Source organism: Shewanella profunda, from assembly GCF_023283765.1.
In the GTDB taxonomy this organism is placed as follows: Bacteria; Pseudomonadota; Gammaproteobacteria; order Enterobacterales; family Shewanellaceae; genus Shewanella; species Shewanella profunda.
Genome location: NZ_JAKILG010000093.1, coordinates 1 through 2,385 on the forward strand (window position 1 = coordinate 1; position 2,385 = coordinate 2,385).

General features: G+C 41.1%; 1 protein-coding gene and 1 pseudogene. One reads left to right on the forward strand and one right to left on the reverse strand.

Annotation, left to right across the window (positions count from 1 at the left end):
• The first annotated feature begins 281 nt into the window (after window positions 1-281).
• The gene (locus L2744_RS21270) at window positions 282-1,571 is read left to right on the forward strand and encodes an NAD(P)/FAD-dependent oxidoreductase (RefSeq protein WP_248993746.1); all 1,290 of its coding nucleotides are present in this window, start codon (window positions 282-284) and stop codon (window positions 1,569-1,571) included.
• 225 nt (window positions 1,572-1,796) lie between these two features.
• Here the strand turns inward: L2744_RS21270 and L2744_RS21275 are convergent.
• Window positions 1,797-2,273 (reverse strand): annotated as a pseudogene (locus L2744_RS21275) (TorF family putative porin); the annotation flags it as partial.
• Window positions 2,274-2,385 lie beyond the last annotated feature (112 nt).

Here is a 2,385-nt window from a genome sequence, read left to right on the forward strand (position 1 = left end):
ATAAAATTCATAGCGTGCGCCTAAAGTTGTTTTGTAGATCAGATCAACAACATCAGCGCGAGTTCAAAAAAATCCCCCGAATTTATCGGGGGATTTGTGTATAAGAGACAGCCGCAGGGCCCTTTTTTCTGCGTAATAAATTAGCGCCAGTCATGCATAATACTGACTTTTCTGAAATATCTTTAATGGAAATCAGCTCGTTTTACTTCACTAATGTAGTTATCTCTTATCTGTAACATGGTATAACTTAGCCACGGAAATAGGTTTACGAGGTTGTCATTTTGGCTACAAAAAGAATAGTGATCGTGGGTGGTGGTGCTGCTGGTTTGGCACTTGCATCTAAGTTGGGCCGTAAATGGGGCGGTAGTGATATCGTCGATGTGTGCTTGATTGATAAAAGTCCTATTCATATATGGAAACCTAAATTACATGAAGTGGCCGTTGGAGTAATAGATCAATCTATTGAAGGGTTACTTTATCGCGATCATGGCCTTAAAAATGGTTACCGTTATATTCGTGGTGAGATTGAGCAATGCGATCCCGATACAAAAACTATCCAACTGGCTGCTGTCTATAACGATGATGGGGAATTACTATTAGACCCACGCCCAATAGAGTATGATTTTTTGGTGCTTGCATTAGGTGGCGTTTCTAATAGCTTCAATACATTAGGCGCAGAAGAACATTGTATATTTCTCGATAGTTTAGAAAATGCCAATCTATTTCATCATAAACTACTCGATGCTTTACTGCAGTTAAATGAAACTCAAGAAAGAGTCAGTATCGGCATTGTTGGTGCTGGAGCCACGGGAGTTGAATTAGCTGCTGAACTTCATCATGTGATTGAATCTGTTAAAGAATATGGTTATCTTAACATATCGAAGAATCATCTTGATGTGCATCTCATTGAAGCCTCACCCAAAATCCTCCCCCAATTATCTGAACGTGTTAGCGCAAGAGCACAGGCCGTTTTGGATAAGATTGGCATACGTTTACATATTGGTGTGCAAGTTAAAGAGGTTACCCGTGAGGGTTTTATCACCCAAGATGGTGATGTGATTGAAGCCAGTTTAAAAGTATGGGCTGCGGGAGTCAAAGGGCCTAAAGCCTTCCAAAATTTTACTAAATTACCTATTACTCCGCGTAATCAAGTGGAGGTTGACGCCTGCATGCGAGTAAAAGGGCATCAAGATATTTATGCACTAGGCGATTGTGCTTTATTAATTCAAGACTCTGGGCAGCCTGTTCCTCCAAGAGCGCAAGCTGCGGCACAAATGGCAGACACTTTATTTGATAATATCGTTAACCGTTTACAAGGCAAGCCAGAAAAACCCTTTGTTTATAAAGATTATGGGTCACTGGTTTCTTTGAGCCGGTTTTCTGCTGTTGGTAATTTGATGGGAAATCTACGTTCAGGCACTTTCTTTGTAGAAGGGCATATCGCGAGAATTATGTATATTTCTCTATATCAAAGACATTTAGCGAGTTTATATGGCTGGTTCGCGGCGATAGTATATCGAGTGGCACAGAAGCTATTGAAATGGCAGCGACCAAAGCTCAAGTTGCACTAAAGCGAGCGTATTGATATACCAAAATAAACGGAGATCGATTGCTCTCCGTTTATTTTGGTTTGTAAGTCGTTGTTTAATAATTAAGTATTAGCTAAATGAAGGTTTTTGGGTGTGGGTTTGAAGAGATGGATTGGGGAGTTTTAATCTTCGCGATAAAAACAAAACCGCCGTTTGGTGTTAGCAATAGGGCGGTTTTGTTGGTATAGATATTGAAATAATGGAAAGTTAAAACGCGTAACTTAGGCTTGCAAGCACAGTGTCTTTGGTTTTAAAGGCGCCATCAGTGACTTTTTGATCACCAGTAAGATCTGTCCCTAACCACGCAAGGGAAAGACCAAAACCTGCAAATTCCGTTGATACTCCAATAGAGTAATCGGAGTAACTGTCGAAACCTTCGCCATCATCTAAGGCATCACCAGCGTTGTAGCCGTAGTGCAGATCGAGATTCCAATTTTCCACAAATGCATAGGAATAGTTGATCTCAGTATAGTGATAGTCTAAGTCGCTTCCTCCATAATCATCGGTAAACCAATAGGCTAGGCGAAAGCCTTTAAATTCCACTCCTGCGGTGACTTCAAAGTAGCCTAGATCACTCTCACCGGAATAGTTGTAGCGGTAGAGGGTTATGTCATAACTCAATTCCTCACTGAGATCGTTGCCGTAGGCCACATAAAAATCATACTCAATATCGGGACCGTTATAGCGTAAGCGTCCGGGCAACTACACCTATCTTTTAAAATTCCATGGTAACAGGCTGTCTATATCCGGTGCTGGTTGGCACAGTTCATTAAGGCAAGCCATGATGTAATCAAAT